We start from the raw sequence: 26,512 nt of genomic DNA, 5'->3' as shown, positions 1-26,512 counted from the left end.
TCAGCCTCGGTGGCGAGCGAGAAAGTCCAGCAGCACCGGGAAGTACGCCTGTGGCTCCTCGTAAAAAGGCATATGACTGCTGTTGGGGAACACATGCAACTCGGCGTGGGGGGCCGCAAGTTTCATGCGCATCGCACAGGCGGGGGTGAGTTCATCATGCTGGCCGGTGGTGATCAGGATCGGCATCGTGAACTCGGCCATTTCCTTGAGGCGGTTCCAGTCCTTGAGGTTACCGATATAGAGGAACTCGTTGGGGCCTTGCATGGTTTCGTAAGGCCCCATGTTCCAGTCGCCCAGGGAGCGCTTGACCGGCTCTGGCCATTCGTCGAGCCGGCACACGTGGCGGTAGTTGAGCAAGGTGATGGCGGCCTGGTACTGCGGGTGGTCGAGGGTGCCCATGGCTTCGTGGCGTTGCATCATGGCCACGGTTTCGCTGCCCAGGGCGCCGCGCAGACGCTCCAGTTCCTGGGACAGGTGGGGAATGTCGCCGACGGTGTTTTCCAGGATCAGGCTTTTGAGCGCACCGGGATAATGCACGGCATATTCGATCCCCAGCCAACCGCCCCAGGAATGCCCGAGCAGATGCACGCGGCCCAGGCCCAGCGCCTGGCGCACGGTCTCGACTTCTTCGACATAACGGCGGATTTCCCACAGTGAGGCATCGGTCGGTCTGGCTGATGCGCCCGTGCCAAGCTGGTCGAATGCAACCACTCGCAGGTTATGTGCTTTGAGCCAGCCATGGGCGTCGCGCAGATAGTCACACGGCAGGCCCGGCCCGCCGTTGAGACACAGCAGCACCTCATCGCCTTCGCCAAAGCTGTAGACCACGAGGTTATGGCCGTCGACTTGCACGTTGTACTGCTGGTCGGGGGCAATTTCACGCCACATGCATACATTCCTTGTGTTGTATCGGCCTGGCGGGTAGCGGCCGTTTATCAGGTCAACACTACCGAGGATGCCGTGCGTCCATAACCTAGTATTTCTTATAGGTTTGGCCTGGCAGTCCTTCGCCGGGGCGTGGCATTCTACTTGCAGCAAGTCGAGATTCAAATGAATTCGGGAGCAGAACGGATGCTGGCCAAGCTGACCGCCTTCAATAATCGCCTCATACCGGGCAGGAGCCTGGATGAACAGATGGACAATACGTTTATCCTTGCCCAACAACTGGGCTTCGATGCCCTGGTGTATGACTACACCCCGGTGCCCATCGACCTCAACGGCGCACTGATCACGCCCTCGCTGTTGCAACTGCGCAACACACCGAGCGATTGGCACGCCTTATGGTGCAGCGAAGGGTTTTACCAGATCGACCCGGTGCAACACCTGGCGCTGAGCACAGTGTCGCCGTTTGTCTGGTCCTATGAGGCCAAGACTGAGACGGCCCTGCAAAAGATCATCGACCCCTGCCACGCCCCCGTTTCTTCTTATCTGCATGAGCGCCAGCTGACCTGCGGCGTCAGCGTGCCGATTCATCTGCCCCGGGGCGGCTTCGCCTCGCTGACCGGGTTGCGCACCGGCAAGGCGCGCACGGTATTGAAGGACGCCCAACATACGCTGGCCGATTTCAGCCTGATTACCCATGCCCTCCAGGAAGCGGCGTACCCGCTGTTCAGCAAGGAGGTGCGGGCTTATCCGCACATACGCCTGACCAAGCGCGAGCGCGAATGCCTGAAATGGGCGGCTGAAGGCCTGACCGCCGCCGAAATCGCCTCGCAATTGAGCCGCTCCCTGGCGGTGGTCACTCTGCACCTGGCCTCGGCCATGCACAAACTGGGCGCCAAGAACCGTGTTCAGGCCGTGGTTCGCGCCACCCACTACCGCTTGCTGGAAAGTTGAGCTTTCGGCAAAAACCTATCTGTTTTGCTAGTTACCTAAACTTTTTGTTCAGACTATCGTAACCCTGATCCTTTTTTTCAGAGCAGGGTACGAAATGGAATTCATCGAAAAAGTTCGCGAAGGCTACGCGCCCTTTGGCGCCTATCAGACCTGGTATCGCGTCACCGGCGACCTGACCACAGGCCGTACGCCCTTGGTGATCATCCATGGCGGCCCGGGCTGCACCCACGATTACGTCGACGCTTTCAAGGACGTCGCCGCCAGCGGCCACGCGGTCATCCACTACGACCAGTTGGGCAACGGCCGCTCCACGCACTTACCGGAAAAAGACCCGTCGTTCTGGACCATCGGCCTGTTCCTCGACGAGTTGAACAACCTGCTGGACCACCTGCAAATCAGTGAGAACTACGCGATCCTCGGTCAATCCTGGGGCGGCATGCTGGGCAGCGAACACGCAATCTTGCAACCCAAGGGCCTGCGCGCGTTTATCCCTGCCAACTCCCCCACCTGCATGCGCACCTGGGTCAGCGAAGCCAACCGCCTGCGCAAGCTGTTGCCTGAAGGCGTGCATGAAATCCTGCTAAAGCACGAGCAGGCCGGCACCTACCAAGACCCGCAATACCTGGCGGCCTCACGGATTTTCTATGACCAGCATGTGTGCCGGGTCAACCCGTGGCCCGAAGAAGTGGCACGCACCTTCGCCCAGGTGGATGCCGACCCGACGGTGTACCACGCCATGAGCGGCCCGACCGAATTCCACGTGATTGGCAGCTTGAAGGACTGGAATGTGATCGGCCGCCTGTCAGCCATCAAGGTGCCAACCCTGGTGATTTCCGGTCGACATGACGAAGCCACACCGTTGGTGGTCAAGCCATTCCTGGATGAGATAGCGGACGTGCGCTGGGCACTGTTTGAAGACTCCAGCCACATGCCCCATGTGGAAGAGCGCCAGGCGTGCATGGGGACGGTGGTGAAGTTTCTGGATGAGGCGTGTTCGTTGCCGCACAAAGCCCTCAAGGCCGGCTGAAATCCGCCCTCTGTAGGAGCGAGCTTGCTCGCGAAAAACTATCAGACGCCGTGTTTATTCAGGAAGCACGCGTCATCGTTGACGTTTTTCGCGAGCAAGCTCGCTCCTACCTGTTTAAACCTCAGTGGTTTCGGGTTTTGCGGCTTTCTTTGAGGTATCTGCTACCAGGGGAATTTCCTTGCCCTCGGCATCAAACAACTTCCCACCCCGGTAGTAATCCCCATCGCGCAACGCAGCCACGTCGCGAAAGCACAAGCTGCGCTCAGTCCCCGCCACAAACACTGACTGCTGGTCCGAGTTGCCGGCGGTGAAGTGGTTGAACGCCAGGTTCAGCAATATCGCCATGATTGCCGACGAGCTGATGCCCGAGTGGAAGATGGTCGCGAACCAGCTTGGAAACTGATCGTAGAAGCTCGGCGCGGCGATGGGGATCATGCCGAAGCCGATAGACGTGGCAACGATGATCAGGTTCATGTTGTTGCGGTAATCCACCTTCGACAGCGTGCGAATCCCACTGGCCGCCACCGTGCCGAACAACACAATCCCGGCGCCGCCCAACACGGAGGTGGGCACGGCCGCGATCACCCGCCCCATGAACGGCAACAGGCCGAGCACCACCAGGAACCCCCCGCCAGTGGCCACCACAAACCGACTCTTGACCCCTGTCACCGCCACCAGGCCGACGTTCTGGGCGAATGCGCTCTGGGTAAACGAACCGAAGATCGGCGCAAACATGCTCGACAACATGTCGGCACGCAGGCCGTTGCCCAGGCGCTTGGAGTCCACCTTGGTGTCGATGATCTCACCCACCGCCAGGATGTCCGCCGACGTTTCCACCAGCGTCACCATCACCACGATGCACATGGAAATGATCGCCGCCACATGGAAGGTGGGCATGCCGAAGTGAAAGGGTGTGGGGAAACCGAACATCGGCCCCTGCATGACGCCAGAGAAGTCCGCCATGCCGAGCAGCACCGCGATCACGGTGCCGATCACCATGGCCAGCAGGATCGACAAGCGAGAGATGGTTGCGCTGCCGATCTTGCTCAGCAGCAGCACCAGCACCAGGGTCAGCGCGGCCAGGCCGATGTTGGACATGCTGCCAAAATCTGCCGCCCGGCTGTTGCCACCCATGGCCCAGCGCGCCGCTACAGGCATCAGGGTCAGGCCGATGGTGGTAATCACAATGCCCGTCACCAGCGGCGGAAAAAACTTGGTGATCCTTGAGAACACCGGGGTAATCAACAAACCGATAAAGGACGCGGCCATCACCGCCCCGAGAATCGCTGGCACACCACCGGCACCGTCGCTGCCGACAATCGCCACCATGGTCGCCACCCCCGCGAACGACACGCCCTGCACCAGCGGCAACTGACAGCCGAAGAACGGCAGGCCCAGGGTTTGCAAAAGCGTGGCCAGGCCACCGGCAAACAGCGATGCAGCGATCAGCAGACCGATATCCGCCGGCGACAACCCGGCGGCCTGGCCGACGATCAACGGCACGGCGACGATGCCGCCATACATGGTGAGCACATGCTGCAGGCCGTAAGCCATGTTGGCGGCGACGCCCAGATTTTCATCTTCGGGCCGCTGCGGTGACGCCTTCGGGATAGTCATGGTGAGGGGTTCTCTGTTTTTGTTGTGCGCTCACTGTATGCAATGTTCAGACTGTATGTCCATAGAGTTGTATACAATCAATCGAACAAGATACCCTCCAACGGCGTTACAAAAACAATCCGGCCGTCACGAGCCAGAACGCCAAAGGACAAAAATAATGAAAAAGGCACTACAGGGCGCCACCGTCGCATTGACCCTTCTCGGCGGCGGGGAGGCTGTTGCGGTGGAATGGATGAACAACAGCGTCGGGTTCCGCTACGGGCAGCACTTCACCAACCCGAACAACCCCGACGACTTCAGCAAGCGCATCTACAGTTTTACCCACGCCAGCGGCTACCGTTACGGCAGCAATTTCCTCAACCTCGACGTATTCCTGTCCGACAGCAGCGACCCGCGCAAAGGCACCGACCACGGTGGCAGCGAGGTGTACGCCGTGTACCGGCATCAGCTGTATGCCTCACGCGTGTTCGACTTGCCGCCGGGCACGGGGCTGATCAAGGATTACGCGCTGACCCTGGGCTTCGACGCCAACCGCAACAACAACTTCGCTTCCGCCAAGAAGCGCGCCTTGGTGATTGGCCCTACGTTGAAGTTCAACACTGTCGGCGTGCTGGACCTGAGCCTGATGTACTACAAGGAAAAGAACCACACCGGCATTCCCGGCGCGCAAGAGTCGAACCACACCTTCGACGCTACCTACATGCTCAACCTGACCTGGATGCGACCGTTCGAGGTGGGCAACCATGCGGCGAAATTCCAGGGGTTCATTAACTACGTCGGGGAAAAAGGCGAGGACTACCATGGCCGCGATACGGCAGCGGAGGCCTTGATGCGTACAGCGCTGATGGTGGCGGTGCGACCAGGTAAAAGCGTGAAGCCGAACCTGTATCTGGGGGTGGGGTATGAGTACTGGCATAACAAGTTCGGGGTGGACGGCGGCCGTGGCAGCCGCACCTCAACACCGACGCTGAACATGGAAGTGACGTTCTGACTGAAGAAGCAGGCTTTTTGTAGGAGCGAGCTTGCTCGCGAAAAACTCACCGACGCCGCGTTCATTCAGAAAGCCCGCGTTATCGTTGACGTTTTTCGCGAGCAAGCTCGCTCCTACCAGTTTGATCGTATTGTCAGCTCAGGCGTTGGCCAGTTCGGAAGAGTTGCCCTTCGGCCGTGCCAGCCAATAGCCCAACACCGCCAGTGGCGCCGTCGCCAGCATCACAATCACCGTGATCAACAGTGGTTGCTCGATCATCGACGACACCAACAGGCTGGCCACGAAGCACAAGCCCAATTGCAGGGTATTTTGCAGGGCCGCCGCCTTGCCGGAATTTTCCGCAAAGGGCATCAGCGCATTCGCCACCACAATCGGGTAGCTGGCGCCGTTGCACAGCGCCATCAGACAGAACGGGATCAACAAGGTGGTCAGGGTCGGCACACTCAAGGTGGCCACCAGGTACAACGCCACCATGCTCAAGCAATAGGCGACCAGCAACCACGGCAGCAGGGTTTTACCCGGCAGGCGCTGCAAGGCGCTGCGGCAACTGTAGCCGCCAACGAGAAACGCCAGGGTCGGCAGCACGTAGCTGAGGCCAATGTCATTCGGGCTGTAACCCATGCCACCGAGGATGAACGGCGAGGCGGTCAGCCAAGCGAAGAAGCTGGCCGAACAGGCGGCGAAGATCATCACGTTGCCGGTAAACACCCGAGAAGTGAGCAATTGCCCATACCCCAGGCGCACCGGGCTGCCCTTGTGCTCCGAACGCTTGGGCACATTGCGCAGGAACAAGGTCGGCAACAACAGCAACAACGACACCACCAGCAACACGCCGAAGATCGCCTGCCAGCCAAAGTGATTCAGCACCATGGCGCCCAACAGCGGTGCCAGGGCCGGCGATAGCGACATCAACGGCATGATGCTGGCGAAGACGCGGTGAGCCTTGTCGGCCGGGTAGCGATCAATCACCAAAGCCTGCCAACTGACGGCGGCGGCACACACGCCAATCGCCTGCATAAAGCGCAGGGCCAGCAGTTGCGGCGCGCTCTGAACCCAGAACATGCCCAGGCAACCGAGCACAAACAGGCTCAGGCCCGCGATCAGAATCGGCTTGCGCCCCAGGCGGTCCGAGAGCGGCCCCCACAGCAACTGCCCCAGCGCAAAGCCGGCAAGGAAAATACTCAAGCTGGCGCCCACCGCGCCAGCACCAATGTTCAACTGCTCGCCCATGGCGCCAAACGCCGGCAAGTACATGTCCATGGCGAGATAACCGAGCATGCTCAGCCCCGCCAGATACCAGGTAAAACCAAAAGAATTTTTCATCGAAGCCTTGTAGATACTGCCATCAAACTATTTGCTGACTGACGCCCATTATGAAGCTGACAATATCTGTGTGAATCGATAATAATTGGACACTCTTATCAATAATTTTGAAGGCAGTACCTATGTGGTCGGAATATTCCCTGGATGTGGTGGACGCCGTCGCCCGTCACGGCAGCTTCAGCGCCGCCGCCCAGGAACTGCACCGCGTACCGTCGGCCATCAGCTACACCGTGCGCCAGCTCGAAGAATGGCTGGCTGTGCCGTTGTTTGTGCGCCGGCATCGCGACGTAGAACTGACCCCCGCCGGCCGTTTGTTCATCGACGAAGCCCGCGGCGTGATGAAAAAAATGCTCGGCACCCGGCGCCTGTGCCAACAGGTGGCCAATGGTTGGAGCGGGCAGTTGAAGGTGGCCGTGGACTCAATCGTCAAACCCCAGCGCTGCCGGCAGTTGGTGCTCGACTTCTATCGGCAGTTTCCCGAAGTGGAATTGCTGCTCGAATACGAGGTGTACAACGGCGTGTGGGATGCGTTGGCCGATGAACGCACCGACATCGTGATCGGCGCCACCAGCGCGGTGCCGGTGGCCAGCCACTTCAGCTTCCGCGACATGGGCCTGTTGAACTGGCTGTGCGTGGTCAGCGCCCGGCACCCGCTGGCGGCGGTGGAAGGTTTGCTCAGTGATGACCAACTGCGCCCCTTTGCCTCGCTGTGCATGACCGACACCTCACGCAACCTGCCCAAGCGCGACACCTGGACCCTGGATAACCAGCGCCGCCTGGTAGTGCCCAACTGGGCGTCGGCCCTGGATTGCCTGCGCGATGGCCTGTGTGTAGGGATGGCGCCGGCCCATCAGGTATTGCCATGGATCGAGCGCGGGGAGTTGGTGGCGCTGCAATTGAGCCGGCCATTTCCGGCCAGCCCGTCGTGTGTGGCGTGGGCGCAGAACAAACTGTCGCCGGCCATGGCGTGGTTGTTGGAGTACTTGGGGGACACCGAAACGATGAACCAGGAATGGCTGAATGGCCCCTCTTTCTGATCACTCCCACGCTGCTGATCGTTCCCACGCTCTGCGTGGGAATGCTGCCCTGGACGCTCCGCGTCCGCTCTTAACGCGTGACGCAGAGCGTCACAGGAGGCGTTCCCACGCATAGCGTGGGAACGAGCATCGTCTTTCAGTCCAGTAGGCGGGTGATGGCTCGCACGATCATCTCCACTTCCTTGCGCTCCAGCGTCAGTGGTGGCAACAGGCGAATGACCTTGCCCCGCGTGACGTTGATCAACAGCCCATGCTCCTGCGCGCGGATGTTCCTCCAACTCCATCCGCAACCGCGCCAGTAAGTGTTTCTGATCGCTCCCACGCTGCTGACTGATCGTTCCCACGCTCTGCGTGGGAATGCTGCCCTGGACGCTCCGCGTCCGCTCTTAACGCGTGACGCAGAGCGTCACAGGAGGCGTTCCCACGCAGAGCGTGGGAACGAGCATCGTCTTTCAGTCCAGTAGGCGGGTGATGGCTCGCACGATCATCTCCACTTCCTTGCGCTCCAGCGTCAGTGGCGGCAACAGGCGAATGACCTTGCCCCGCGTGACGTTGATCAACAGCCCATGCTCCTGCGCTGCCCGTTGGGCCAGGTCGCGGTAAGGGCTGGCCAGTTCAATGCCGATCATCAAGCCCTTGCCACGAATCGCCCGCACCTGCGGATGTTCCTCCAACTCCATCCGCAACCGCGCCAGTAAGTGTTCTCCCTGGCACGCAGCGTTCTCGAGCAAGCCTTGCTCCTGGATAATCTCCAGCACCGTACACCCGACGCGACACGCCAGCGGGTTGCCACCAAAGGTGCTGCCATGGCTGCCGGGGGTGAACAGCTCAGCGACGCCAGCGCGGGCCAGGCAGGCGCCGATGGGCACGCCATTGCCCAGGCCTTTGGCCAGGGTCATCACGTCCGGCACGATGCCTTCGTGCTGGAAGGCAAACCAGGTGCCGGTGCGCCCGATGCCGGTCTGGATTTCGTCGAGCATCATCAGCCAGCCGTGGCGCGTGCAGTGATCGCGCATGGCTTTCAGGTAGCCTGGTGGCGCCACCAACACACCACTTTCACCTTGGATTGGTTCAAGCAGTACCGCCGCGATGCGTGTACCGAACTGCGCGGTGACCGCCTCCAGAGCCGCCATGTCGCCAAACCCAATCTTGATGAAATCGCCGGGCAATCGCTGGAACCCCAGGCGCACCGAAGGCCCGTCGCTGGCAGCCATGGTGCCTAGCGTGCGGCCGTGGAAGGCGTTCTCCATCACGACCACCAACGGCTGTTCGATGCCTTTTTTCCAGCCATGCAAACGCGCCAACTTCAGCGCCGTCTCGTTGGCCTCGGCGCCGGAATTGTTGAAGAACGCGCGGTCCAGCCCGGACAGTTGGGCCAGGCGCCGGGCCAATTGTTGTTGCCAGTCGATGCTGTAGAGGTTGGAGGTGTGCAGCAGCAAGCCGGCCTGTTCGCTGATGGCGGCCACTAACCTGGGGTGGGAATGGCCAACATTGGTCACCGCCACGCCGGCCACGGCGTCCAGGTATTCGCGGCCCTGTTGGTCCCACAGGCGCGTGCCCAGGCCGCGGGTGAAGCTCAGGGCCAGGGGTTGATAAGTGCTCATCAGGCAGGCGGCGGTCATGGTGGCGGCTCCAGTGCATCGTTGGGGTGGATCAAGTATGGTTAACCACCCTCGCTGGATAAACGCAGAATTGCTGCAATAACTTTAAACCAGGGCTTGATAATGGATCTGTTCCAGGCAATGTCGGTGTACGTGAAAGTCGTCGAGACCGGCAGCATGACCGCCGCCGCGCAGGAATGCGGGATTTCGACCACCATGGTGGGCAACCATCTGCGAGCGCTGGAACAACGGCTTGGCGTCAGCTTGCTCAAACGCACCACGCGCAAACAGAACCTCACCGAATTTGGCGGGCAGTATTATCAGCGCTGCCTGGAAGTGCTGGGGCTGGTGGCCGACTCCGAGTTATTGGCCGAGCAGGTCCACAGCGAAACCCCCAAAGGCAGCCTGCGCATCACCGCCCCCCCGGTGTTCGGCACTGAACGCCTGGTGCCGGCCTTGAGTGAGTTTTCCCAGCGCTACCCACTTATCGACCTGTACGTGGTGATGAGCAATGAGCGCATGGACCTGGTCGACAGCGGTTTTGACGTGGCGATCCGTCTCGGCGAACTGGAAAGCTCCAGCCTGATCGCCCGGCCTCTGCAGGCCTATACCCTCACCCTTTGCGCCTCCCCTGCCTACCTGGCGCGACGCGGCACACCGCAAACCCCGGATGACCTGCAGCAGCATGACTGCCTGGCATTCGCCTACCCCGCGAACGACAACTGGCGCGACACCGATAAACTCTGGCGCATGACCGGCGATGAAGGTGAGATGGAGGTGCCGGTGTCTGGCTCATTGACCATCAACAGCTCCCAAGGCTTGCGCCAGGCCGCCATCAACGGCATGGGCATCAGCATGTTGGCCGATGCCCTGGTGCAACCGGACCTGGAGAGCGGCAAGCTGGTGGCCTTGCTGACCACCTATAAACTGCCCAGCCGCCCCATGCACCTGATGTATCGCCAAGACCGCTACCGCCTGCCCAAGCTGCGGGCGTTCGTCGACTTTGTAATGGAGAAATGGGCGCGCTAGAACGCCACGCCCAACTCACGCAAACGCGCGGCGGTGCGCTCGGCCGATACGTGGTGAATACCCTGCCAGCCCAACGCGATGGCGGCCTCGATATTGCCGGCGACGTCGTCGATAAACACCACTTCACTGGCCTGTATGTCTGGAAAGTGTTCACGCACCTGACTGAGGCTGGCGTGGTAGATCGCCGGGTCAGGCTTGATCAACTTCACCTCGCCAGACACCAGAATATTGCGAAAACGCTTCAGAAATGGATAGTTGGCCCGGGCGTAAGGGAAGGTTTCAGATGACCAGTTGGTGAGCCCGAACAGCGGCATCTCAACCTGATGCAACGCTTCGAGAATCGCCACGCCCTCGGGTAATTCAGCCCGCAGCATTTCGGGCCAGCGCTCGTAATAAGCCTGGATCAGGGTCGTGTGTTCGGGGTATTGGGCAACCAGGGTGCGGGTGGCTTCAGCCAGGGAGCGCCCGGCATCTTGCTCGGTGTTCCAGTCCTGGGTACAGATGGTGTCGAGGAACCACTGGCGCTCGACGTCGTCGGCAATCAGCTTGCGGTACAGGTGCTGCGGGCTCCAGTCGAACAGGACACCGCCGAAATCAAAAACTACTGCACGAATCGTCATCAGATCCTCCGTTAGCATGGCTTGATAGCTGCTGGAGTCTGACAGATCTACAAGAGGGAGGCGCGCGCCGAGGCGTAAGAAGTGTCTGAAAAGACAGGTGGGGGGAGGCATGGCCTCATTGAGCGGACGCAATGCTCAAAACAACGAAGATCAAATGTGGGAGCTGGCTTGCCTGCGAAAGCGGTCGTACAGCCTCAGATGCTGCGACTGACACACCGCCTTCGCGGGCAAGCCCGCTCCCACAGGGGATTTGCGTTAACTGACTGGCATCACGGCAAGCCAGTTTCCACCTTATTGACCGCGTTTTAAGCCTGGATCAGGCCGTTGATTTTGACGGTCGGGTTCACATCCGCGTCGTAATCCACGCCGTCGACTTCAAAGCCAAACAAGCGCAGGAATTCAGCCTTGTAACCGGCAAAATCGCTGATCTCGTTGACGTTGTCGTCGGTCACCTGGTTCCACAGTGCGGCCACGGCGTCCTGAACCTTCGGTTCCAGCTCGGCCAGGTCGGCACGCAGGCGGCCATCGGCGTCGAGTTTCGGCTCGCTGCCGTACAGGCTGTCCTTGAACAGGCCGTAGACCTGCTCGATGCAGCCTTCATGGGTGCCCTGCTCTTTCATCACCTTGAACAGCAGCGACAGGTACAGCGGCATGATCGGGATCGCCGAGCTGGCCTGGGTGACCACGGCCTTGAGCACCGACACACGGGCGTCGCCCTTGAGCGCAGCGAGGTTTTCGCGCAGGGTCAAAACTTTCTTGTCCAGGTCTTTCTTGGCTTCGCCGATGGAGCCGTTCCAGTAGATGTCCTGGGTCAGCTTCTCACCGAGATAGGTGAACGCGGTGGTCTTGGCGCCTTCGGCCAATACATCGGCGTCACGCAGGGCGTCGATCCACAGCTGCCAGTCTTCGCCGCCCATGACCTTCACGGTACCGTCGATTTCTTCCTGGGTCGCAGGCTCAAGCGTGGTGTCGACCACCACGCCCTTGTCGGTGTTGATCCCGCGCAGGGTCACGGCCTTGCCGATTGGCTTGAGGGTGGAGGTGTGCACCACGCCTTGCGGGTCGGTACGGCGTGGCGCGGCCAGGCTGTAGACCACCAGGTCGATCTTGCCCAGGTCTTTCTTGATGGTCTCGATGGTCAGGCGCTTGATCTCGTCGGAGAACGCGTCGCCGTTGATGCTCTTGGCGTACAGGCCCTTTTCCACGGCAAACTTCTCGAACGCCGCGCTGTTGTACCAGCCGGCGGAGCTCAACTTGCCTTCTTCGCCTTCTTTCTCAAAAAACACGCCCAGGGTGTCGGCGCCGCAGCCAAACGCAGCACTGATGCGCGCGGCCAGGCCGTAGCCGGTGGAGGCACCGAGGACCAGTACCTTTTTAGGGCCGCCCTCGATGACGCCGTTTTTGGTTACGTAGTCGATCTGCTCTTTGACGTTCGCTTCACAGCCAACAGGGTGAGCGGTCACACAGATAAAGCCACGAACCCGCGGTTTGATGATCATAAAAATTTCTGCCTCTTCCAAGGTGCCGAAGGCCAATAGTGGCCATTCAACTTCAATCGTACCGGTCTATGACGCCTGAAAAACCGAAGCGTCACGATAGTCGCAAATCTTCTGTTCTCAAAATTCAATCCACAAAACGTCGGAGCCTGCACGGCAACGGTTACAAATTGTGCAGCAGCTTCACAATTTCACCCTATTTAAAAACGCCTGCCGGCCCCATAAACCCCTATGATGACGAGATTGTTTCAATATGTTTCGGCTTTGGAGCCTCGTTTCATGAGCAAAAATGCTGTCGGCAAGAAGCTGGTATCCCTGGCGTGGGTACTCGGCGTTCTGCTATTGATCTATTGTTTCCCGCGCAGTTGCCTGGTGTTTCTGCTGTTGGTGGTGTGCTGCGGCGTTTATGACTTCCTGCGTAACGGCCTGTACGACCGCGACACCATCAAGAAGTATTTTATCGGCAACGGTCGTAATACCTGGGTGCTGGCACCGTTCAACACCCTGCTCGACCTGCTCAGCAGCCGCAACCGGCATGTCTACACCATGAACGACCTGCCACCGGCCTGGCGCGAAGACCTGCAACAGGTGATCGACGACGCCATGGCCCGCAAGGATGAAATCATCAGCTACCTGGACGAGCGCATGGCCGAGAAGAAACGCGGCATGTTGTTCTTCCAGTGGTACGGTCGCCCGATCGAAACCACCCTGGATATCCCGCAGCTGCGCAAGAAACTGCCGTTCGTGAAAACCATCGGCGTCTCGGTGTTCAACGAGAACCGCTCGACCTCGTTCCACTTCGGCCCCCTGCGCATGATGTTCCGTGTGCTCTACAACATGGCGCCGGCACCGCACCATGAGGGCGTATACATCCAGGTGGGCAAGCACAAGCACTACTGGCACGACGACCCGCTGTTTATCTTCGATGACACGCTGATGCACGCGTCCTTCAACAAAAACGACGCCAAACGCTACTGCCTGTTCATTGATATTGTGCGCCCGACCCTGCTGCCCTCGGTGCTCAACGCCGTGATCGCAGGGTTTGCCGGCCTGGTCTTTACCCTGCGTCGGGTTTTCTACAAAAACTGGAAGCTGATTCAGTAAGTTCTGCGGCATGATGGTGTTGGACGGCATTTGCGCTGGGCCTTGCGCCTGAGGTAAATAACCGTCTCGTGCGACCTTAATTGGCGCTCACCATTCTCAAGCCATCGCCCCCTAGCGGGCGCGGTGGCTATGCTTTCAAGGAATCAGAATGCCCCAACGTCAAGTCATCAACGCCTCCGTCAGCCCCAAGGGCAGCCTCGAAACCCTGTCCCAACGTGAAGTGCAGCAACTGAGCGAAGCCGGTACCGGCAGCATCTACACCCTGTTCCGCCAATGCGCCCTGGCGATTCTCAATACCGGCGCGCATATCGACAACGCCAAGACCATCCTCGACGCCTACAAAGACTTTGAAGTGCGTATTCACCAGCAGGACCGCGGCGTACGCCTGGAACTGCTCAACGCCCCCGCCGATGCCTTCGTCGATGGCGAAATGATTGCCAGCACCCGCGAAATGCTGTTCAGCGCCCTGCGCGACATCGTCTACACCGAGAACGAGCTGGATAGCCAGCGTATCGACCTGAGCAACTCCCAAGGCATCACCGATTACGTGTTCCACCTGCTGCGTAACGCCCGTACGCTGCGCCCGGGTGTCGAGCCGAAGATCGTGGTGTGCTGGGGCGGCCATTCGATCAACACCGAAGAATACAAATACACCAAGAAAGTCGGGCACGAACTGGGCCTGCGCAGCCTCGACGTGTGCACCGGTTGCGGCCCCGGCGTGATGAAAGGCCCGATGAAGGGCGCAACCATTTCCCACGCCAAGCAGCGCATCACCAATGGCCGTTACCTGGGCTTGACCGAACCAGGCATCATCGCTGCCGAAGCGCCGAACCCCATCGTCAACGAGCTGGTGATTTTGCCGGACATCGAAAAGCGCCTGGAAGCCTTCGTGCGTGTCGGCCACGGCATCATCATCTTCCCCGGCGGCGCAGGCACGGCCGAGGAGTTCCTGTACCTGCTCGGCATCCTCATGCACCCGGACAACCGCGACCTGCCGTTCCCGGTGGTGCTCACCGGGCCGAAACATGCCGCGCCTTACCTGGAACAATTGCACGCGTTCGTCGGCGCCACCTTGGGCGAAGCGGCGCAGAAGCATTACCAGATCATCATCGACGACCCGGCTGAAGTGGCCCGCCAGATGACCACCGGCCTCAAGGCGGTGAAGCAATTCCGCCGCGAGCGTAACGACGCGTTCCACTTCAACTGGCTGCTGAAGATCGACGAAGGCTTCCAGCGCCCGTTCGACCCCACCCACGAAAACATGGCCAGCCTGCAACTCAACCACGCGCTGCCGGCCCATGAACTGGCGGCCAACCTGCGCCGGGCGTTCTCGGGGATCGTGGCGGGTAACGTCAAAGACAAGGGTATTCGCCTGATCGAGGAGAACGGCCCGTATGAGATCCACGGCGACCCGGCGATCATGAAACCGTTGGATGAATTATTGAAGGCGTTCGTGGCCCAGCACCGCATGAAACTGCCGGGCGGCGCGGCGTATGTGCCGTGCTATCGCGTGGTGCAGTAAGCCAGCGGCGGTCGGTCATAGTTTGTATTCGTTTGGGGCATAGCAACGCGTGTGAGGAACAAGAGTTCGGACTAGGGTTTTACTATTCCAACTCATTCACCTCAGCGAGCGACCTATGGACCAACGGATATTGTCCTCCGTCATTCCTTACCTTAAGGTAAGGAATATCACGATGGAGATCTTCACTATGGCCACCGCCACACTCACTTCAAAAGGGCAAATCACCATCCCAGTCCAGGTCAGGACAGCCCTGGGCCTGGAAACAGGCGACCGGGTGGAATTCGTCGAAATGGAAGACGGCAAGTTTTCCATGATTGCCGCGAGCAAAACCGTCAAGGACCTCAAGGGTTTGATCCGCAAGCCTGCCCATGCCGTGTCTATCGAAGACATGAACCGCGCCATCGCGGCCCAGGGAGCAACAGCTGGATGATCGGCCTGGATACCAACGTGCTGGTGCGTTACGTGACCCAGGACGACCCGGTTCAATCAGCCAAGGCGTCCCAGCTCATCGAATCGCTCACCGCCACCTCGCCAGGCTTTGTCAGTCTGGTGACGCTTACGGAGCTGGTGTGGGTGTTGCAGTCCTGCTACCAGTCGGCCAAAAGCGACGTGGTGATGGTGTTGGAAACCTTGTTGCACACGCGGGAACTGACCGTCGAGCACGCCGATATCATCTGGCAGGCATTGCGCAAGTTCAGCGCAGGCAAAGCCGACTTTGCCGACTGCCTGGTTGAACGCTGTGGCCATGCGGCGGGCTGCGAGTACACCGCCACCTTTGATCTGAACGCGGCCAAGGCAGCGGGGATGAAACGGCTCGGCTAGCCCGCTTTGTTTGTGTAGGAGCGAGCTTGCTCGCGAAAAAATCACAGGCACCGCGCGCAACCTGAATGCCCGCGTAACCGTTGACGTTTTTCGCGAGCAAGCTCACTCCTACAGAGAAGGAGGTTAGGTCAGCGTATCCAGCCGCCGATCTGCCAGTGGTAGCCATCATTACGCTGCACCCAATGCGGGTGTACATAACGATAGCCCTGGCGCACCGGCTCCCAATGGCCGTGCACCGCCACATAGCGCCCGCCTTCCCAACGCCAGTAACCGCGTGACCAGATATAACCCTCGCGTACCGCCGGTTCGACTTCTATCACCTGCACCGGAGGCGGCTGTGGCGCCACCACCTCAACATACTCACGTTGCACCGGCCTGCGTTCATGTACTACACGCTCTTGTACACACCCGGACGCCGCCACCACCACGGCGGCCAATGCTGCATAACGTAACAACATACAAAACCCTCGGGCGCGAACGCCCTGCACCTGCATCAGAAAGTAATCCGCCTTTATTCCAGCCGGGCTCCTGCATGGGCTTTGATTATTTTTAACAGGAAATGTCTGTCAGATTGCTGAACCCACCGGCCTCAAGTCGAACGGGCACTGCTGGCGCTGCATCTGCATGAACAGGTGAGAGAGCTCGCGCGTTTAAACCGAGCCAAAACGTTGTAATACGGCGTCGACAAACCGCCGCAACTTAGCCGTGCGCTGCCGATTCGCGGTGTAGACCAAATGCATTGATCGACTTGGCGCGTCAAAGTCCGGCAGCACCCGCACTAACTGGCCCTCGGCCAGTGCCCTGCGCAAGAAGTCTTCAGGGCCGAGCACGATACCGAAACCATCCAGCGCCGCCGACATCAGCGCCCTGCTTTCGTTGATCTGCAAACGGCTGCTTACCTGCACCTTGTGCGGGACCGCACCTTGGTAAAACACCCATTCACGATCTGCCGGGCGTGACCAGAAGGCATAGCCCAGGCATTCGTGATGCTCAAGGTCTGCCGGCGTCATCGGTGTGCCCCGCGCCTGCAAATAGGCCGGTGCCGCACAGACAACCAGGCGATACGGCGCCAGCGGCCGGGCGGTCAGGCCAGTGGTCCCCAAGGGGCCGATACGAAAGGCCGCCTCATAGCCCTCCTCTACCAGGTCGACGAAACGATCCGTAAGGTGCAGATCGATTTGCACATCCGGGTTGTCACGCAAGAATCCGGTGATCAACGGCATCAGGCTGTAGGAGCCGAACGTCACCGGAGCGGTGATTTTCAGCTTGCCACGCGGGGTGTCGTTCATGATTTGCGCAAGGGAATCCGCCGCCTTAGTCTCCGTCAGGATGTGCTTGCAACGTTCGTAGTAAGCGCTCCCCAACTCCGTAAGGCTTTGCCTTCGCGTAGTACGGTTAAGCAAGCGCGCGCCCAAGCGTTGTTCCAAGGCGGTGACATGCTTGGCCACCATTTGCGGTGACATATTCAAGCGCTCAGCGGCACGCACGTAGGAACCGAGCTCAGCAGCCATCACAAAGGCATTCATGCTTGATAAACGATCCATCATTCCCTACCCCTAGTAACAACAGCCGCGCCACAACTGCGATTTATCACCAAATGGTTGCCAATCATCATAGCCACTTCGTACTTCCATCGGAGCAAGCACATGAAGATTGGCGTAATTGGAGCAGGTTTCATTGGGCGTGCTGTGGCACAACTGGCCTTGGCCGCCGGGCATGAGGTGATGCTGAGCAATTCCCGCGGCCCGCACACCATGAGCAGCGTGGTAAGCGGCATACTCGGTGTGCAAGTTGGCAGCGCAGACGATGCCGCACGGTTCGGCGATGTGGTGCTAGTGGCGATTCCCTTTCAACACTACCGCAGCGTGCCCGCGCAATGGCTGGAGGGTAAAACGGTGATGGATGCCAACAATTACTACCCCGACCGCGATGGGCATATCCCAGAGCTGGACCGCTTTGAAACGACTACCAGCCGCTTGCTGGCCGACCATTTGACACATTCACACGTGGTGAAAGTGTTTAACGCGATCTTCGCCCCCGACCTGACGCAAGACGCCCGCCCTCACGGTGCACCTGATCGGCGGGCGCTGCCCGTCGCGGCGGATGACGCCACCGCGAAGGCCGTCGTGACCCAGCTGCTCGATGAGTTGGGGTTCGATGCCGTCGACGCTGGTGAGCTGGATGAAAGCTGGCGATTCGAGCGGGCCAAACCGGCGTACTGCGTGCGCCTGGACCAGGCTGGCTTGAAGGCTGCGCTGGCGGCGGCCGAGCGTGCGGTTGAGCTGCCCCCGGTGGAGCGACACCCGCCGCTCTCCTGAACATTTCCCCACAAAAAAGCCCGCTGACCGTCACCGGTTCAGCGGGCTTTTTCGTGGGTGAGGCTTACAGCGCCAGGTCAGAAACCGGCTTGCTTGGCTCAGCCGCAGGCTTGGCAGCCTCGGTAGCCTGTGGAGCGGCCAATTGCGGGATCGCTGGCGGTGGTGTCAGTTGCAGCACACCGGCAGTGTAGGCCCATTCCTTGGCAACCGCTTCAGGGCTGTCGTTTAGCTTGGTGCCGTAGCTTGGCACGATCTGGTGCAGTTTTTCCTGCCAGGCCGGGCTTGCTACCTTGTCCTTGAACACTTTTTGCAGCACGGTCAGCATGATCGGAGCCGCGGTGGACGCGCCTGGCGATGCACCCAACAGGCCTGCGATGGTGTTGTCGGCAGAGCTGACCACTTCGGTACCCAGCTTCAGCACGCCGCCTTGCTCTTCATCACGCTTGATGATCTGCACGCGCTGGCCGGCTTGCCACAGGCGCCAGTCGGACTGCTTGGCGTTCGGGAAGTACTCTTGCAGCGCCTTGAAGCGGTCGTCATCGGACAGCATCAGTTGGCCGGCGAGGTACTCGACCAGTGGGTATTCACGAATACCGACTTTGGTCATAGGCCAGATGTTGTGGGTGGTGGTGCTGGTCAGCAGGTCCAGGTACGAGCCTTCCTTCAGGAACTTGGTCGAGAAGGTCGCGAATGGGCCAAACAGAATCACACGCTTGCCATCCAGCACGCGGGTGTCCAGGTGCGGAACCGACATCGGTGGCGAACCTACCGAAGCCTTACCGTAGGCCTTGGCCAGGTGCTGCTCGGCGATGGTCGGGTTCTCGGTCACCAGGAACGAACCACCGACTGGGAAGCCTGCGTATTCCTTGCCTTCAGGAATGCCCGACTTCTGCAGCAAGTGCAGGGCACCGCCGCCGGCGCCGATGAACACGAACTTGGCGTCGGTTTCAGTCTTGGTGCCGTCTTTGAGGTTTTTGTAGCTCACGCGCCACGAACCGTCGGCGTTCTTGGTGATGTCCTGCACTTCGCTCGACAGCTTCAAGTCAAACTTCGGCGTGGTTTGCAGGTGGGCGACGAACTGGCGGGTGATCTCGCCGAAGTTTACGTCGGTGCCGATCGGGCTCCAGGTGGCCGCGATTTTCTGGCTCGGGTCACGCCCTTCCATCATCAACGGAACCCACTTGGCGATCTGCGCCGGGTCTTCGGAGTACTGCATGCCGGCGAACAGCGGGCTGGCCTTCAGGGCTTCGTAGCGTTTTTTCAGGAACTTGATGTTGTCATCGCCCCACACAAAGCTCATGTGCGGAGTGGAGTTGATGAACGAACGCGGGTTCTTCAACACGCCCTGCTGAACCTGCCAGGACCAGAACTGACGGGAGATCTGGAACGCTTCGTTGATCTCGACCGCTTTCGGGATCTCAACGTTGCCGTTCTTGTCTTCCGGGGTGTAGTTCAGCTCAGCCAGGGCCGAGTGACCGGTACCGGCGTTGTTCCAGCCGTTGGAGCTTTCTTCGGCCACGCCATCGAGGCGCTCGACCATCTCCATCGACCAATCCGGTTCCAGCTCATTGAGCCAGACACCCAGGGTTGCACTCATGATGCCGCCGCCGATCAGCAGCACATCGACTTTCTTTGCCTCTTCCGCGTGAACGGACGTGATCCCCATCGACAAAGCCAGCCCCAGCAGGGCAGTGTTTACTTTTTTAAACATCAGTAGCACCTATGATAAAACGCCATCCGCCCTACCGCCCCTGATCATGAGTAACCCTCCTTCACGCTACGTCAGGCAACGTACCGCGGGGTCTGCACAGTCACATAAAGGCTGCAGGGTGGGCACACAAGGCCGATGGATCGACCTCACTGTTATGTCCCTTCTGCGCTGACTTCTTATCATTATTGGCTTCAGCTACCTGGGCGACAGCCAACCGCTGGGACGTATACGGGTGTACGCACCAGGGAAAGACTAGCCCAAGACGGCGCGCAGAATATCACGCTAAACAGCGTTTATGCGCCGTTTGGCCAATTGACAGGCCTAAATCGCGGCTTTTAATGCGCCCCTGTCAAGCCTGGCAGCCGCGACCTGCGGTCACAGGCGTGGAACTCTGCCGAAAATGGCGGTTCTAGACACCTTCGTCGCGGCTTGCGTAGCATCGGCGACTGTCCTTCGTGCACACCTTTCACACAGAGTTACCCATGACTATCCAGCAAACACCCGGGCAGGTACTGCCCGCGCGCAGCGCCGCCAAAATGGAAGCGGCCATGGCCGTGGGCGCCTTCGCGATCGGCACCGGCGAATTCGCCATCATGGGCCTGATGCCCGACATCGCCCAGAACCTGGGCCTGAGCGAACCCCAGGTGGGCCACGCCATCAGCGCCTACGCCCTGGGCGTCATGGTCGGCGCCCCGCTGCTGGCCATCCTCGGCGCCAAGCTGCTGCGCAAACACATGCTGCTGTTGCTGATGGGCCTGTACGCCCTGGGCAACTTCGCCACCGCCTTCACCCCGACCTTCGGCTCGCTGGTGGCCTTCCGCTTTATCAGCGGCCTGCCCCACGGCGCCTACTTCGGCATCGCCGCCGTGGTCGCCTCCAGCATGGTACCCACCGACAAACGCGCCGGCGCCGTGGCCCGCGTGATGATGGGCCTGACCCTGGCCATGCTGCTCGGCAACCCCATCGCCACCTTCCTCGGCCAACACCTGGGCTGGCGCTCGGCGTTCGCTTTGGTCAGCGTGATCGCCCTGCTCACCATCGCCCTGGTCTGGCAATTCGTACCCCACCGCCACGACGAACAACGCAGCGACCCGCGCAAAGAACTGCGTGCCTTCACCAAACCCCAGGTATGGATGGCCCTGTCCATCGGCGCAATTGGCTTTGCCGGGATGTTCTGCGTATTCAGCTACCTGGCGCCGACCATGCTGGAAGTGACCAAAGTCTCGCCGCAGTGGATCCCCTTCGGCCTCGCGGCGTTTGGCGTGGGCGGCATCATCGGCAACATTGCTGGCGGCAAGCTGTTTGATCGTATGCAGTTCCGGGCGGTGGGCTTGATATTGGTGTGGTCGATGGCGGTGTTGTTGTTCTTCCCCTTCGCCGCGGCGTCGCTGTGGGGCGTACTGGTGAGCATGGGGCTGGTGGGCACCATGGTCGCGTTGGCGGCACCGTTGCAGATTCGGTTGATGGACATCGCTCACGAAGCGCCGAGCTTGGCGGCAGCGTCCAACCATGCGGCGTTTAACCTGGCGAATGCGCTGGGACCGTGGTTTGGGGGGATGGCGATTACGGCAGGGTTGGGTTGGACCAGTACCGGCTACATCGGTGCTGCTACAGCGCTGGTGGGGCTGGGCCTCTACCTGATTGCCCGGCGGATGAAAGGCGGTCAATAACGCCCTACTGGATCAAACTGTAGGTGGGACTTCCAGCCAGTTGAAGCTTTTTGTAGGAGCGAGCTTGCTCGCGAAAAACTCACAGACGCCGCGTTTCTTCAGGAAGCCCGCGTTATCGTTGACGTTTTTCGCGAGCAAGCTCGCTCCTACAGAAGGCGATGACGCTTAACTGGCAGGTTGCCCCGACCCCATCAATCATCATGCAACAGCCCCGAACCATACTCCCCATAACTACTCCCCAGCCCACTGCCACCAAAATTCATCTTCGCGGCTTTGTTGGGGCTATGGTCGCCAAATGCCTGGCACCCGCCTGAAAAGCACGGGTCACTGTTCACGCTCGATGAAGATGAACAAGCGCTCAACAGCAACGTGCCGGTGATCATTACAACTTTGACGAGGTTCGAGATCATGGTTTCAGTTCCCTATGGGCTGGAGGCGCTGGGGTCCTCTCTCAGTAGGGGATCGTAGACCTCAACGGTGCAGGGAATTATGAAACTTTGCTGTGGGACAGCATGAGTTCAGGTTGCCGCCTTGGGTAAGGCGGCAGGGTTGGTTGTCAGGCTTTGACTGAGACGGTCACAGGCGCAACTTGTTCCTGGGCTCGGTCAACGAGCAGCGAGCTCAACTCGATTAACTGCTGGATGCCCAGGGCGACGGCGCGCTGGGAGTCGTCGAGATCGAACGCCAAGGTGGCGGCCATTTCGTTGGCGGATGCGAGGTTTTCGGCGGCGTTGGCCAGGAGGGTTTCGGGGTCGATGGTTGGGTTTACGAGGAATAGGTTGTCGCTTGGGCGCTCGGTGGGAGCAGCGTCGTCGGATGGGGGCAAGTGATGGTTGATTGCGCGCTGGGCTGCGGCTTGAAGCTTTGGATCAGAAGATGCAGCGTTTGAAGCATAAGGCGGATTAGGTGTGACCTTGTACATGGCGAAGCTCCTTTAGCGTTTAAGGAACTGCCTATCTCACTTCCACATGAGGGGTGGCAGCTGTACGCAGGTGTGGAAGACCAGGGCTAAAGGACCCGGCGCACCGAAGTGCCCCGCGCACAGCCGCCATAAGCAATCATACAGACGTAAAAAAACGCCGGTAGGTGTTTATGGGCGATTGAGCGCCTTCAGCTTGGTCGGACTTCCACATCCGGCCGCTGGATTGGCAGCGGCTTAAGGAGGTTAGCTAGGGGTGGTCTGAGGGGCAAGCTGAGAAAAGTGTGGGATATTTCCTAGAAGTTTGGACCTGTTCCAGGAGATTGCTTTATCCGTTACACCGATGATGGATTGGAATGACTAAGCCCACAGTGGCCACAGAGCACGCACTACAGCGCTTTCGCCAACCATCCGTACCACTTTCGTACCAGCTCTGCTCCCACGCACTGACGCTTTTCCCCTTTTTTGCTGGCTTTCGCAATTCCGAGAGTTGCCACTGCTATGCTTAATTTCTTTCAAAACGAGTCGCATACGATGGCTAGTGACCACCCACTGTAGGGATGTGCTGGAACGGCTTTACCAAAATCTACTGGCCCTGGAAGCCGCTTTGGGCCTAACCATAAATTCTGTGCTTGAAGAAATGGATAATTCATGGCTAACAAAAAGATATTGACCATTGGGCTTTCACTGGCAGATGACGAAACTGAATTTTGTGATTTCGATTCTGACATTTCTCTTTTGGACTGGGACATAATCCTTTTTAAACCAGACATCAGCGACTACATCTATAAGCGCGAGAGCACCTTCGAAGGAAAACCGTGCTTATCGGACGATCAATCATTCAAACTAAAATCGCAGTCTGAGCATTGGCGGAAAGAAATAAAAGCAGCCATTGAGCATGGGAAATTAGTATTAGTATTTTTAAGCGATCTAACCCCACTAAGTATTGCAACAGGAGAAAGGAGATACTCCGGAACTGGCAAAAATCAAAAAACCACAAGAATCGTCACAAACTTCGATAACTATCAGTCAATACCATTAACCCTAAAACCAAGAATATCTAAGGGCAAGGAAATAAAACCTTCTGAAAAAAACTTTGAGTGTATATCTTCCTATTGGCAAGAGTTCTCAAAAGTCTCATCATACAAGACTATCATTGAAGGAGAATTGACGCCGTGCCTGCTAACCCGGCATGGGGATAAGGTAGTAGGAACTATTAATAGATCAAAAAACTCTAACGGCGCGTTGCTTTGCCTCCCTGACATCGAGTTCTACCCTGAATCCTTTATAGTTGGTGACGAAGACGAAGAAAATGAAGGAGAGTGGACAGCAGAAGCAAAGCAGTTTGCATCAAGGATGATAAAATCAATTATTTCGATAGAAAAATCCCTACGATCTTCTGCCGAATTAACTCCTGAACCTGACTGGGCGAGAGATCCTAAATACAAATTAACCCAAGAAAACGTAGCGTCTCAGAAGCTTCTAAAAATCGAAAAAAATCTTGAAACTATTCAAGCTCAAAAAGAAGCTATAATCGATGAGATAAAAGATTTAGGAAGACTTAGAAATCTTTTATTCGAGAAAGGAAAGCCATTAGAATTCGCAATTTTAGATGCCCTAAAAATAATCGGTTTCGAAGTTTCGCAATTTGATAACGGCGAGTCTGAATTCGATGCCGTTTTTGAATCAAAGGAAGGTAGGTTAATTGGCGAGGCCGAAGGTAAAGATAACAAACCAATAAATATTGATAAGCTACGTCAGCTCGCGATGAATATACATGAAGATCTTGAGCGAGATGAAGTTAATGGTCCCGCCAAACCAGTATTATTTGGAAACCCATACAGATTGCAGCCTATAAATTCTAGGTTAGAACCATTCACAACAAAATGCATTTCTGCTGCAACGACAAGCTCAACAGCTCTCGTGTTCACACCTGACCTTTTCCTCATTGCCAAATACTTGAAAGACAAGCGCGACACAAGATATGCAACAAAATGCCGAAAGACTATATTAACCTCTGTTGGTCACGTTAAATTTCCTGCTTTGCCAGATGAGACATATTCAGACAGCGAACAACCAAAGAGCGATAACACATAGCGCAATATTTTGAGGGGCAAACCCGATCAACATAGAGTTGAGTTTGGTAAACTCCGAAAATTCCCCTATGCTCAGGCTGGGGGAGCACATCGTCACTATTAGAGATAGGCAGGAGCTGGAAATGGATAGACTGGAGCTTCACCGGAGATATTTGCTACTGAAAGAGATGGTCAGTACTGGTAAATTTCACGTAGCGGAACATCTAAAGTCTCAGTTTCAAGAAAGTTTCGAAAGAATCCAAGTTCTACCCGACGGCATGGTAGATCCTGATTCGATTGATGGCTTTATAAGATCTTCTCTCGGAGCTATGGCATACATGGCAGACCGCCAAGAGTGGAAAGAGCTTGTATCATTGAAAGAAATTCAAGCTGCCTACTTCAATCGCGTACAAGAAGCCTTTAGCACCCCATATGAAATGATGAAAAAAGCGGAAGTGGATCCGTATAAATTTTCTGGATGGTTTGCATCAGACGATAAGCGAGTAAATGCGAACATTGAAATAATTGACGACTTCACTGCTGAGATCTTAAAATTCTGGTCAAATATTAGTGAGCCAACCTGGATCCACCTTGAAGATAGCCTTGACACTAAAGCAATTTTTACTGGGGAGCTTTTTCCTGACGGTCGATCCAATCTTGCCAGCTCAACAGGCATATACTTCGACACCACAATCCTCCCAGATCCTTTCGTAAAAATATCTTCACTATTCGCAGTAATGTCTAAGCAAGAACGCGTTGAGGAAGTCTTACGCCTTGCACTACAGGTCCTCCAATACAAAGACATCGCCTTGCTGGATTTGGACAAACCAATAATAGCCATACTTCCAGATCGTCATCGATTAGATGAACACTACGAAAAATATATTAATCTTTGCGCCGAGCAGGACACCATTGCCTATGGCAACTCAATATTCGGCCAAAAATTCAGCGAGTCAAGAGAACTTCTTGAATACCTACGAAGCATAAAAGACCCTAGAAAATTTTCAGAGATCGTGAAAGACCCGAAGAGACTGGCCTTCTCTACTGAGTGGGATGGAAACTATGAAAACCACATTAAGCGATACATAAAAGAAAACCGACAGACGCTAGGTGTAAAAAGCCCTGGCGACGCAGTATTTTTTAATATATTTAGTCATTTCTCTCAAGCTAACAATGCTCTACAAAGAAGCTCCTCTCTTCGCGGAACACCAGTAATTCGCGCAGAGACTAGTTGGCTCTGGTTCAACATAATGCTACAAGAAAACTCTGAGACCTATGATGAGCAAGGGCTAAAAAACCTTCATATTTCGAGAGCATTGCAAACCACAGTAAAGAATGAAGTATCTTGGCTGGGGCAAGTCCCGATAGACGCATTAATCGAAATTCGAAAATACGGCGCCATTGACGAAATACGAAACTTATTGGGTGCAGGTATTTCAGAAATCATCAACGCTCGACCAAATAACTTTTTCCGCACAAGCGACCATATACTAAAAAATCTTCAAGGTGCATTTACTGACCATGAGACAAAAATCAAAGAACTACGCGGAAAGCAGTGGAAGTTCGCTGGACGAGACATAGGTTCATTTATCGTCGTTGGCGGGATTGAGATTGCTGCGGCAATAACTGGAATACCGGCTTATGGTGTATTTGCGACAGCTGCGAATCTCACAGGGATAATCCCAAATGCAAAAGATTTAAAAGAAAAATTCACAAATATAAAAAAAGAAAATGCAGAAATTGCCAACACAGGAGTCGGCATACTTTTCAAATCAAGAAAGTAACTTATAAATC

The 26,512-nt window shown here is 57.4% G+C and carries 24 protein-coding genes and 1 pseudogene; 13 read left to right on the top strand and 12 right to left on the bottom strand.

Annotated features, from left to right (window positions below; all coding sequences use genetic code 11):
* On the bottom strand, nt 1-888 hold the full coding sequence (locus OC445_RS05440; RefSeq protein ID WP_034126678.1) for a proline iminopeptidase-family hydrolase: 888 nt from the start codon (nt 886-888) through the stop codon (nt 1-3).
* 183 nt (nt 889-1,071) lie between these two features.
* On the opposite strand from OC445_RS05440, the gene OC445_RS05435 reads away from it, so the two are divergent.
* Both OC445_RS05435 and OC445_RS05430 read left to right on the top strand, forming a co-directional pair.
* A complete protein-coding gene (locus OC445_RS05435; RefSeq protein ID WP_089041211.1) occupies nt 1,072-1,836 on the top strand; it encodes a LuxR family transcriptional regulator in 765 nt (254 codons plus the stop codon).
* Between the two features lie 94 nt (nt 1,837-1,930).
* Nucleotides 1,931-2,863, top strand: a complete 933-nt coding sequence (locus tag OC445_RS05430) for a proline iminopeptidase-family hydrolase (protein ID WP_089041212.1) — start codon at nt 1,931-1,933, stop codon at nt 2,861-2,863.
* 114 nt (nt 2,864-2,977) lie between these two features.
* Here the strand turns inward: OC445_RS05430 and OC445_RS05425 are convergent, their stop codons facing one another.
* Nucleotides 2,978-4,480, bottom strand: coding sequence for a nucleobase:cation symporter-2 family protein (locus OC445_RS05425; RefSeq protein ID WP_262020008.1), 1,503 nt, complete (start codon nt 4,478-4,480; stop codon nt 2,978-2,980).
* A 157-nt stretch (nt 4,481-4,637) separates the two neighbouring features.
* Between OC445_RS05425 and OC445_RS05420 the strand changes: the two genes are divergently transcribed.
* A complete protein-coding gene (locus OC445_RS05420; protein ID WP_034126675.1) occupies nt 4,638-5,471 on the top strand; it encodes a hypothetical protein in 834 nt (277 codons plus the stop codon).
* Nucleotides 5,472-5,609: 138 nt separating this feature from the next.
* On the opposite strand, the gene punC is transcribed toward OC445_RS05420, so the two are convergent.
* Nucleotides 5,610-6,794 carry a purine nucleoside transporter PunC gene (punC, locus tag OC445_RS05415; RefSeq protein ID WP_127882142.1) on the bottom strand — a complete coding sequence of 395 codons (1,185 nt, stop codon included), beginning with the start codon at nt 6,792-6,794 and terminating at the stop codon, nt 5,610-5,612.
* Nucleotides 6,795-6,916: 122 nt separating this feature from the next.
* On the opposite strand from punC, the gene punR reads away from it, so the two are divergent.
* Nucleotides 6,917-7,831, top strand: coding sequence for a DNA-binding transcriptional activator PunR (gene punR / locus OC445_RS05410; RefSeq protein ID WP_034126673.1), 915 nt, complete (start codon nt 6,917-6,919; stop codon nt 7,829-7,831).
* Between the two features lie 136 nt (nt 7,832-7,967).
* On the opposite strand, the pseudogene OC445_RS05405 reads toward punR, so the two are convergent.
* Both OC445_RS05405 and OC445_RS05400 read right to left on the bottom strand, forming a co-directional pair.
* A pseudogene (locus OC445_RS05405) lies at nt 7,968-8,139 on the bottom strand (aspartate aminotransferase family protein); the annotation flags it as partial.
* 144 nt (nt 8,140-8,283) lie between these two features.
* Entirely contained in the window at nt 8,284-9,453 is a 1,170-nt protein-coding gene (locus tag OC445_RS05400) for an aspartate aminotransferase family protein (protein WP_198790771.1), read from the bottom strand.
* A gap of 102 nt (nt 9,454-9,555) precedes the next feature.
* On the opposite strand from OC445_RS05400, the gene OC445_RS05395 reads away from it, so the two are divergent.
* The gene (locus tag OC445_RS05395) at nt 9,556-10,461 is read left to right on the top strand and encodes a LysR family transcriptional regulator (protein WP_198790772.1); all 906 of its coding nucleotides are present in this window, start codon (nt 9,556-9,558) and stop codon (nt 10,459-10,461) included.
* Here the strand turns inward: OC445_RS05395 and OC445_RS05390 are convergent.
* Both OC445_RS05390 and fabV read right to left on the bottom strand, forming a co-directional pair.
* A complete protein-coding gene (locus OC445_RS05390) occupies nt 10,458-11,081 on the bottom strand; it encodes an HAD family hydrolase (RefSeq protein ID WP_198790773.1) in 624 nt (207 codons plus the stop codon). The genes OC445_RS05395 and OC445_RS05390 overlap by 4 nt on opposite strands.
* Before the next feature lie 305 nt (nt 11,082-11,386).
* Complete coding sequence (gene fabV / locus OC445_RS05385; protein ID WP_054898637.1) at nt 11,387-12,580, bottom strand: enoyl-ACP reductase FabV; 1,194 nt, start codon at nt 12,578-12,580, stop codon at nt 11,387-11,389.
* A 276-nt stretch (nt 12,581-12,856) separates the two neighbouring features.
* On the opposite strand from fabV, the gene OC445_RS05380 reads away from it, so the two are divergent.
* From OC445_RS05380 to OC445_RS05365, 4 genes are all read left to right on the top strand, one after another.
* Nucleotides 12,857-13,681: an aspartyl/asparaginyl beta-hydroxylase domain-containing protein gene (locus tag OC445_RS05380; protein WP_032900476.1), complete on the top strand. Its 825-nt coding sequence runs from the start codon at nt 12,857-12,859 to the stop codon at nt 13,679-13,681.
* 148 nt (nt 13,682-13,829) lie between these two features.
* Complete coding sequence (gene ppnN / locus OC445_RS05375) at nt 13,830-15,203, top strand: nucleotide 5'-monophosphate nucleosidase PpnN (protein ID WP_032892811.1); 1,374 nt, start codon at nt 13,830-13,832, stop codon at nt 15,201-15,203.
* Nucleotides 15,204-15,375: 172 nt separating this feature from the next.
* Nucleotides 15,376-15,633 (top strand): AbrB/MazE/SpoVT family DNA-binding domain-containing protein, encoded by a 258-nt coding sequence (locus tag OC445_RS05370; RefSeq protein WP_032892812.1) that lies wholly within the window; start codon nt 15,376-15,378, stop codon nt 15,631-15,633.
* Nucleotides 15,630-16,025 carry a PIN domain-containing protein gene (locus OC445_RS05365; RefSeq protein ID WP_198790774.1) on the top strand — a complete coding sequence of 132 codons (396 nt, stop codon included), beginning with the start codon at nt 15,630-15,632 and terminating at the stop codon, nt 16,023-16,025. Before OC445_RS05370 ends, OC445_RS05365 begins: the two co-directional genes overlap by 4 nt.
* 128 nt (nt 16,026-16,153) lie before the next feature.
* Here the strand turns inward: OC445_RS05365 and OC445_RS05360 are convergent, their stop codons facing one another.
* Nucleotides 16,154-16,483, bottom strand: a complete 330-nt coding sequence (locus tag OC445_RS05360) for a YXWGXW repeat-containing protein (protein WP_198790775.1) — start codon at nt 16,481-16,483, stop codon at nt 16,154-16,156.
* Between the two features lie 192 nt (nt 16,484-16,675).
* Entirely contained in the window at nt 16,676-17,572 is an 897-nt protein-coding gene (locus OC445_RS05355) for a LysR family transcriptional regulator (protein WP_198790776.1), read from the bottom strand.
* Nucleotides 17,573-17,638: 66 nt separating this feature from the next.
* Between OC445_RS05355 and OC445_RS05350 the strand changes: the two genes are divergently transcribed.
* Complete coding sequence (locus OC445_RS05350; RefSeq protein WP_254914269.1) at nt 17,639-18,343, top strand: NADPH-dependent F420 reductase; 705 nt, start codon at nt 17,639-17,641, stop codon at nt 18,341-18,343.
* A gap of 64 nt (nt 18,344-18,407) precedes the next feature.
* On the opposite strand, the gene mqo is transcribed toward OC445_RS05350, so the two are convergent.
* Nucleotides 18,408-20,054, bottom strand: coding sequence for a malate dehydrogenase (quinone) (gene mqo / locus OC445_RS05345; protein ID WP_034126666.1), 1,647 nt, complete (start codon nt 20,052-20,054; stop codon nt 18,408-18,410).
* A gap of 482 nt (nt 20,055-20,536) precedes the next feature.
* Between mqo and OC445_RS05340 the strand changes: the two genes are divergently transcribed.
* On the top strand, nt 20,537-21,724 hold the full coding sequence (locus tag OC445_RS05340; RefSeq protein ID WP_127882306.1) for an MFS transporter: 1,188 nt from the start codon (nt 20,537-20,539) through the stop codon (nt 21,722-21,724).
* 191 nt (nt 21,725-21,915) lie between these two features.
* Here OC445_RS05340 and OC445_RS05335 read toward each other — a convergent pair whose 3' ends face one another.
* Together OC445_RS05335 and OC445_RS05330 are read right to left on the bottom strand one after the other, a co-directional pair.
* Entirely contained in the window at nt 21,916-22,134 is a 219-nt protein-coding gene (locus tag OC445_RS05335) for a hypothetical protein (protein ID WP_080757698.1), read from the bottom strand.
* A gap of 146 nt (nt 22,135-22,280) precedes the next feature.
* Entirely contained in the window at nt 22,281-22,646 is a 366-nt protein-coding gene (locus OC445_RS05330) for a DUF6124 family protein (protein WP_034126664.1), read from the bottom strand.
* Nucleotides 22,647-23,294: 648 nt separating this feature from the next.
* Between OC445_RS05330 and OC445_RS05325 the strand changes: the two genes are divergently transcribed.
* Nucleotides 23,295-24,740, top strand: coding sequence for a hypothetical protein (locus OC445_RS05325; RefSeq protein WP_220382882.1), 1,446 nt, complete (start codon nt 23,295-23,297; stop codon nt 24,738-24,740).
* A gap of 121 nt (nt 24,741-24,861) precedes the next feature.
* Nucleotides 24,862-26,502, top strand: coding sequence for a hypothetical protein (locus OC445_RS05320; RefSeq protein WP_262020007.1), 1,641 nt, complete (start codon nt 24,862-24,864; stop codon nt 26,500-26,502).
* The last annotated feature ends 10 nt before the right edge of the window (nt 26,503-26,512 follow it).

Source organism: Pseudomonas sp. Pse35 (genome assembly GCF_024519715.1).
Lineage (GTDB): Bacteria > Pseudomonadota > Gammaproteobacteria > Pseudomonadales > Pseudomonadaceae > Aquipseudomonas > Aquipseudomonas paracarnis.
This window is presented reverse-complemented; position numbering and strand designations above follow the sequence as displayed.